The following is an 8,283-nucleotide window of genomic DNA, read 5'->3' on the forward strand; positions in this document are numbered from 1 at the left end:
GTCCCAGCCTACCCCTAAGGTGTCATGATTTTTCCTGTTCAGCCCACAAGCGATTCGTTAGGTCTGCTTAGTCATGTTCAAGTTTGCCCTCCTCGCCTTCCTCTGTGTCAGCTCTGCCTTTGCAGCCGACAAGCCCAACATCCTCTGGATCGTCTCCGAGGATAACGATTACCATTGGCTCGGTTGCTACGGCAGCGAGGAGGCACAGACACCGCACCTCGACCAACTGGCCAGCAGCGGCGCACTTTTCACCCACGCATACTCCAATGCCCCGGTGTGCGCCGTGGCGCGGTCGACCATCCTCAACGGCGCCTACGCCATCACCCAGGGAACCCAGCACATGCGCAGTCGCCACCCGATCCCCAACCGCTACCAGCCCTACGTTTCCTACCTGAAAAACGCCGGCTACTACTGCTCCAACCGCTCAAAAACCGACTACAACTTCCGCGGCGACGACAAAGCCATCTGGGACGAGTGCTCAAAAAAGGCGCACTACAAAAACCGCCCCGAAGGCCAGCCCTTCTTCTCCATTTTCAACCTCACCGTCTCCCACGAGAGCAATTTGTTCCCCGACAAGATCAAATCTAACCGCAAAAAAGGCCGCATTCCAGAGACACCGCGAATTTCTCCGGACAAGGTCATCGTGCCGTCCTACCTGCCCGATCTCCCTGAGATCCGCAGAGACATCGCCATCTACCACGACACCATCACTGCGCTCGACACCGAGGTGGGCGAAATCCTCGCCGAGCTGAAAAAGCGCGGCCTTGCCGAGGACACCATCGTCTTCTACTACGGCGACCACGGCGGCATCACCCCGCGCGGCAAACGCTACCTCAAGGACACCGGTGTCCGCATTCCCATGCTGGTCCACGTGCCTGAGAAATGGAAATCCCTGACCCCATTCGAACCCGGCCAGAAGGTGGGAGAGCCCGTTTCCTTCGTCGACCTCGCCCCCACCCTGCTGTCTCTCATTGGCGAGCAAAAACCCGCGCACATGCAAGGCCGCGCCTTCCTCGGCAGCCATCGCGTTGCCCCGGCGAAAGACGCAACCGTGCTCCTGTTCGCCGATCGATTCGATGAAATCTACGGTATGCGCCGTGGGCTCACCGATGGCCGATGGAAATACATCCGTCGCTTCAGCCCGAATCTCCCCGCCGCTCCCTACAGCTACTATCAGTTCGGCCAGGCTGGCTGGACTGCATGGCAGAAGGCGTGGAAAGAAGGCAAACTCACAGGTCGATTCAAGGAGATCTGGGAGCCAAACCAGCCGGTGGAGGAGCTCTTCGACACCCAGTCGGATCCATGGGAAATCAACAACCTCGCCAGCGACCCGGCCCACGCCGAGCAGCTCGCCGCGATGCGCTCGCGCCTGAAAGCGACCATGGTCGAGGTCAACGACAGCGGCCTGATCCCCGAGCCGATGTTCGCCAGGCTCTCGCCGAACAAAGCGATAACCGATTACATGATCAGCCGCAAAGACAGCTTGCCGACACTGGTCGACCTCGCCTTTACCGCTTCGGCCAGAGACGTGAAGAAGCTCGACCAGTTGATCGCCCTAACCAGCTCGCCTGACCCGGTCACCCGCTACTGGGCTGCTCACGGCTGCCTTGTGTTAGGGAAAGCCGCCGCCCCCGCCGAAGCCGCGCTTACCAAGCTGCTCACCGACGAGCACTCCGTCAACCGGGTCACCGCCGCCCAGGCCCTGTTCGCCATCGGCAAACAGAAAGAAGGCCACGCCGCGCTGATCGCCGAGCTGGCTAAAAAGCCGAACGAGTATTCCCTGCAATACCTCATCAACGCCCTGACCATCATCGATGCCCTCGATGACATTCCGCAGCAGTGGGTGACCGATACGTTGAAAAACAAAAACGCTGGGAAATACATCATCCGTCTGGCGCAAAAACTGCAGCGAGAGCGGCAATAATTTCCCACACAGACAATTTTCGAGATTGTTTGTCACATTCCAGTCACTTTGACACAATAGGGGGTGAAGACTGCGCCTGCCGAATGCTCCTCAACGAGCATCCGGTGAGATGTCGTTCGTCGATTCACTCACCTATTTGTCATTATGAAACACTGGAAAACACTCATCGCCCTCGTCGTGGCCAGTCTGGTCACCCCCCTCAGCGCTCAGGATGACATGCAACAGCAAGCCCTCAAACTGGAACAAGCCGGCAACTACAAGGAAGCGGTCGAGCTCTATCAGAAACTGCTCGCTGGCGATCAAGCTAACAGCGACGACCTGCAGCACGCCCACACTTGTTTCACCAATCTCCACCGCCCCGATGACTCGCACGCCCTGATCGAGCAAACCATCACCCGTTTCCCCGAGAATGCGCCCATGCTGCGCACCGCGGCCAGCCTCTACAACCAGCTCCCCCACTACGGCTACATCATCGCCGGTGAGTTCAAGCGCGATCGCCAACGCGGCGGTGGCCAGTATGCCCAGAGCAGCGAGCGCGACCGCATCCGCAGCATCCAGATCTGCCTGCAAGCGCTGGAACATGTGCCCGCCGATGACACTCAGGAAAAAGTCCGCATTTACCAGCTGCTGTCGTCAAACATCGCCTCGGGCCGACTCCACACCGCCGCATGGAAACTGCAAATCCTCAGCGATCTCACCGAGCTTCCGGATTACGACACCAGCCCACGTTACTACCGTGGCCGCAGCGGCAGAGACCCGCAGGGTGCTCCGGTGGATGCCGATGGCGACCCGCTCTACTACACCGTGCCAGCCAGCTGGGATGAAGCGAAAAACGACGGCGAGCGCTGGCGCTTCTGCCAGGCCGAACTGGCAAAGCTCCACCCCGCTAACCAAGGCGCCATCGATGAGCAGTGGGCGTATTTCCTGCACTCCCAATTTGGCGTCACCACCATGCGGAACTTCTCGTGGTTTGCCAATTTGGACATGGATCAGCAGAAAGGCATCTTGCAGCTGCACACCCTGAGCGATGAAGAAACTCTGGCGAAGTTGGCTACCGGCGTGAAACGTTTCGAGCTCCCCGCCGAACACAATTTCATCCGCATCTATCAGCAACTGAAAGACACTCGCGAAACCTCTGCCGATCGCTTGGTGCAGATCTATCTCGATCGACGCCAGCATGAAAAAGCAGCTGCGTTGTTAGAAGAAACTATCGAGCGATTCGCCGACAGCATTCGCACCAAGGAACGACAAAAACTGCTCAAGCAAATCACCGGTAACTGGGGCAAGTTCGAGTCCAGCCAAAAGGCATTCCCCATCGGTGAGGAAGCCAGCGTCTCTTACATCTACCGCAATGCCAAGTCGGTCACCTTGGTCGCCCACAAGGTTGATACCGAGGCACTCATCAACGACCTCTGGAAATACCTCGAGGGCAACCCACTGAAACTCGATTGGCAAAAAGTCCGCTGGTACAGTCTCGGCAACGAGTTAATAAACGGCAATCGCAAGAAATACGTCGGTGAAGAAGTCGGTCGCCGCACCCACGAACTCAAGCCACGCGCTCACCACTGGGACACCCAGGCCACTCTCAGCGTGCCGGTGAAAGAAGCCGGAGCCTACCTGATCACCGCCGAGCTGGAAAACGGCGTCAGCACCCACACCGTGGTCTGGCTGGACGGCGCCATCATCGTGAAAAAAGACGTCAGCGGCGGCGAGCTCTACTACGTGGCCGACGCCATCACCGGCAAGGCAATCGCCGGAGCCAAGATCGAGCTGTTCGGCTATTACCAACAGTATCGCAAAGAAAACAACCGCCTGAGACGCTACGATGTGCAAACCAAACGCGCCGAACGCACCACCGGCGATGACGGCACCGTCATCATCAAAAACGACGAATTGAGCACCCAATACCAGTGGATGGCTCGCGCCAAAACCGATCGCGGCACCGCCCTGTTAGGCTTCAATCGCATTAGCTCCTCGGTTCGATCCGACAGCGGCCTGCACCAAACCAAATCCTTCGGCATCACCGATCGCCCCGTTTACATGCCCGACCAAGAGGTCTTCGGCAAGTTCTGGGTCCGCGTTGCAAAATACGATCTCGATGACGTCTCCACCTTCGCCGGCAAAGAATTTACCCTCACCATCAACGATGCCGCCGGCAATGCGGTGGTGAAAAACCAGAAAGTCCGCGCCGACTCCTACGGTGGCGTGGAATACACCTACCAGCTGCCGGAGGACGCCAAGCTCGGTGTCTATTCCGTGCAACTTCGCCAAGGCAGCAGCCATCGCGGCCATCACAGCTTCCGCGTCGAGGAGTATAAAAAACCGGAATACGAAGTCACCGTCGAGGCACCCAAGGAGCCGGTGATGTTAGGAGAAAAATTCGAGGCCACCGTGAAGGCGAACTACTACCACGGCGCCCCCGTCACCGAGGCCAAGGTGAAGGTGAAAGTCATGCGCACCCGCCACAACGACCGCTGGTTCCCCGTCGGCCGCTGGGACTGGCTTTACGGCGGAGGCTACGGCTGGCTCGATGTCGAGCGCCCCTGGTATCCCGGCTGGAGAAGATGGGGCTGCGGCCTGCCGTCCCCCTGGTGGATGCACCGTGGCAGCGAACAGCCTGAGATCGTGTTAGAACAAGAACTCGAGATCGGCGCCGACGGCACGGTCAAGGTGGACATCGATACCGCCCTCGCCAAGGCCGTGCACTCGGACACCGACCATCGCTACGAGGTCACCGCCGAAGTGGTCGATGCCTCACGCCGCACCATCGTAGGAAAAGGCAGCGTGCTCGCCGCTCGTCAGGCCTACAAGGTGAGTGTTTGGTTGAACCGTGGTTACGCCCGCGTCGGCGAGGCCGTCAGCGCCAACATCGCCGCCCGCAGCGCCGATGGCAAACACGTGGAAACCAAGGGCAAAGCCACCCTCTACCGCATTTCCACCGTCGACGGAGAAATCAAAGAGACCGATGTCAAAAGCTGGGAAATCGACACCGCTAACGAGCGCAACGCTGAGGTCAAGTTCGAGGCCGGTGCCGCCGGACAGTATCGCCTTTCCGCCAAGATGACCGATCGCAAAGGCCGCGAAATCGAGGGAGCCATCCTCTTCACCGTGCGCGGCGACACCGATGCCGATGGCACCTTCCAATACTCGGACATCGAACTCATCGCCGACAAACGGACCTACACAAACGGCTCCACCGTCAAACTCCTGATCAACACCAAGCGTCCTAACAGCACGGTAATACTCTCCCTGAGAAACGGCACCGAGCACCGCCTGCTGCAGCTCGAAGGGCAGTCGACGGTCGTCGAGATCCCCGTTTCCAGAAAAGACATGCCGAACTTTTTCGTGGAAGCCGCCACCGTCTCGGATGCCGAGGTCCACACCGCCGTGCGCGAACTCATCGTGCCTCCGGAGAAACGCATCCTCAACGTTGAGGTCCTGCCCAATGAAGACCGCGTCAAACCCCGCGCCGAGGGCAAGGTCAAGGTGCGCATCACCGATCAGCACGGCGAGCCGGTCAAAGGCTCTCTCGCCCTCACCATCTACGACAAATCACTGGAATACATTTCCGGCGGCAGCAACGTCGCCGATATCAAAACCCACTTCTGGAAATGGCGTCGTCACTTCCGCGGTGGTTTCGGCCACTCCGCGATTCACACCGAAAGCAATGTCCTAAAAAAACGCACCGAGGCCATGCAGGTCCTGGGAGCCTTCGGTCACTCCGTGGCATACTCAAACATGAGAAGAGATGGTGGCGGAGGCGCCAGAGCTGGCGCGCTACTCGGTCGCGCAGTCGGCGCAGCACCAAAGAAAAGTCGAGCCATGCCCGCACCTTCAGCCCCAATAGACGGAGCCGTCATGGAAGCAAGCGCCGAGATGAAAGCTGACTCTGCCCCCGGTGGTGCAGCCACAGCCGCCGATGACGCCCCTGCCGTGATGGTCCGCAAGGACTTTGCCGACTTGGTCAAATGGATCGGCTCCGTGGAAACCAACGATGACGGCGTGGCCGAAGTGCCCGTCACTTTCCCAGACAACCTCACCACCTGGAAAATCAAAACTTGGGCGATGGCCCATGGGACCCGTGTCGGCGAAGGTTCCGCCGAAGTGATCACCAGCAAGGACCTCATCATCCGACTGCAAGCCCCCCGGTTTTTCATCGAGAAAGACGAAGTGGTGCTCAGCGCGGTGGTGCACAACTACCTCAAGACCGAGCAAAATGCCAAGGTCAGCATCGAACTCGAAGGCGGCACCCTCAGCACCTCCTCACCGGTCGAGCAGTCGGAAAAAATCGAAGCCGGTGGCGAAACTCGTATCGACTGGCGCTGCAAAGTCACTGGCGAAGGCGAAGCCATTGTTCGAATGAAGGTCGTCACTGCCGATGACTCGGACGCGATGGAAATGACCTACCCGGTTTACGTGCACGGCATCCTCAAACAAGAAGCCTGGAGCCGCGTGATCGACCCCGCAGGCACCAGCACCAGCATCACCCTTAAGGTCCCAGCCGAACGCCGCCCGGATCAAACTCGCCTCGAAATCCGTTACTCCCCCACCATCGCTGGCAGCATCGTCGATGCCCTGCCCTACCTCGTGGAATACCCCCACGGCTGCACCGAGCAGACACTGAATCGCTTCGTGCCCACCGTCATCGCCCAGAAACTCATCAAGGAAATGGGCGTGGATTTGGAAGATGTTAGAAACAAACGCGCCAACCTCAACCCGCAGGAAATTGGCGACGATAAAACGCGCATGGCCCAGTGGAAACGCTGGCAGCGCAACCCGGTGTTCAATGCCAAGGAAGTCGATCAAATGACCCGCGCCGGTCTCAAGAAACTCCGCGAGATGCAAGTCTCCGATGGCGGCTGGGGCTGGTTCTCCGGCTGGGGCGAGCGCTCCTACCCGCACACTACGGCAGTAGTCGTGCACGGACTGCTCATCGCCCAGGCCAATGGCGCCAAGGTGGACGAAGGCATGTTAGACAACGGGGTCACCTGGTTGAAAAACTACGAGGTCCGCGAGACCGAACGCATCCGCATGTGGGAAAAACACAAACGCAACACCAAGAAACACGCCTCCGCCATGGACGCCTTCATCCGTCTGGTGCTCGCCGAAGCCAAGCACAACAACGATGAGATGTTAGGCTACCTGTTCCGCGATAAAAACGAGCACTCGGTTTACGTCAAATCCCTCACCGGCATGGCCCTGCACCTCGCTGGCGATACCGAAAAGCGCGATGCTGTGATCCGCAACATCGAGCAGTTCCTCGTCTATGATGACGAAAACCAAAGCGCCTACCTCAAGCTCGGCAACCGTGGTTACTGGTGGTATTGGTATGGCTCCGAGATGGAAGCCCACGCCTGGTATCTCAAGCTGCTCGCCGCCGCCAAACCGAAATCCAAGGAAGCCCGCGGCATCGTCAAATACCTGGTCAACAACCGCAAACACGCCACCTACTGGAACTCCACCCGCGACACCGCCTACTGCATCGAAGCCATCGCCGACTACATGCGTGCCTCGGGAGAAAACAATCCGGAAGCCACCGTCACCGTCAAGGTCGATGGCAAGATCCTGAAAACCGTCGAGATCACCAAGGACAACCTGTTTTCCTATGATAACAAAGTCGTGGTCGCCGGCGATGCCCTCGGCACTGGCGAGCACACCGTCGAGATCGTCAAACTCGGCAACGGCCCGCTCTACACCAATGCCTACCTCCAGGTCTTCACCAAGGAGGACTTTATCGAAAAGACCGGCCTGGAAGTGAAAGTCGATCGCGCCTACTACAAACTCGAACGAGTCAAAGACGCCAAGGAAGCCACCGCCGGAACCAAGGGACAAGTCGTGCAACACAAGGTGGAAAAATACAACCGTATCCCCCTGAAACCAGGCGACATGTTAGTCAGCGGTGACCTCGTCGAAGTCGAGCTGCACATCCACAGCAAAAACGACTACGAATACCTGATGTTCGCCGATTGGAAACCGGCCGGTCTCGAAGCCGTCAAGGTCCAGAGCGGCTACACCGGCAACAGCCTCGGCGCCTACATGGAGATGCACAACGAAAAGACCTCCTTCTTCGTCCGCCGCCTGCCACGCGGAGAGCACAGCATGAGCTACCGCCTCCGCGCCGAGATCCCCGGCAGCTTCAGCGCCCTCCCCACCATGGCCGAAGCCATGTATGCCCCTGAACTCAAAGCGAACTCAGACGAGATGAAGATCCAGGTGCAGGACAAAAAATAGATTGATCAGAGATCTTACTAACAGATCGCCTTTCGTAGCGAAGATTGAATGAGAAGGTAGTCGAGGCCGAGCCAACGGTTTCTGTAGAATGCTACCACCTTATGAACAATAGTATCAAACATCAGAAG

Annotated in this window: 2 protein-coding genes; both read left to right on the forward strand. The window is 58.5% G+C overall.

Features of this window, described 5'->3' with window-relative positions; all coding sequences use genetic code 11:
• Positions 1-73 precede the first annotated feature (73 nt).
• On the forward strand, positions 74-1,924 hold the full coding sequence (locus JO972_RS15035; RefSeq protein WP_309490903.1) for a sulfatase-like hydrolase/transferase: 1,851 nt from the start codon (positions 74-76) through the stop codon (positions 1,922-1,924).
• Between the two features lie 144 nt (positions 1,925-2,068).
• Positions 2,069-8,155: an alpha-2-macroglobulin family protein gene (locus tag JO972_RS15040; RefSeq protein ID WP_309490904.1), complete on the forward strand. Its 6,087-nt coding sequence runs from the start codon at positions 2,069-2,071 to the stop codon at positions 8,153-8,155.
• Positions 8,156-8,283 lie beyond the last annotated feature (128 nt).

Source organism: Oceaniferula flava (assembly GCF_016811075.1).
GTDB lineage: Bacteria > Verrucomicrobiota > Verrucomicrobiia > Verrucomicrobiales > Akkermansiaceae > Oceaniferula > Oceaniferula flava.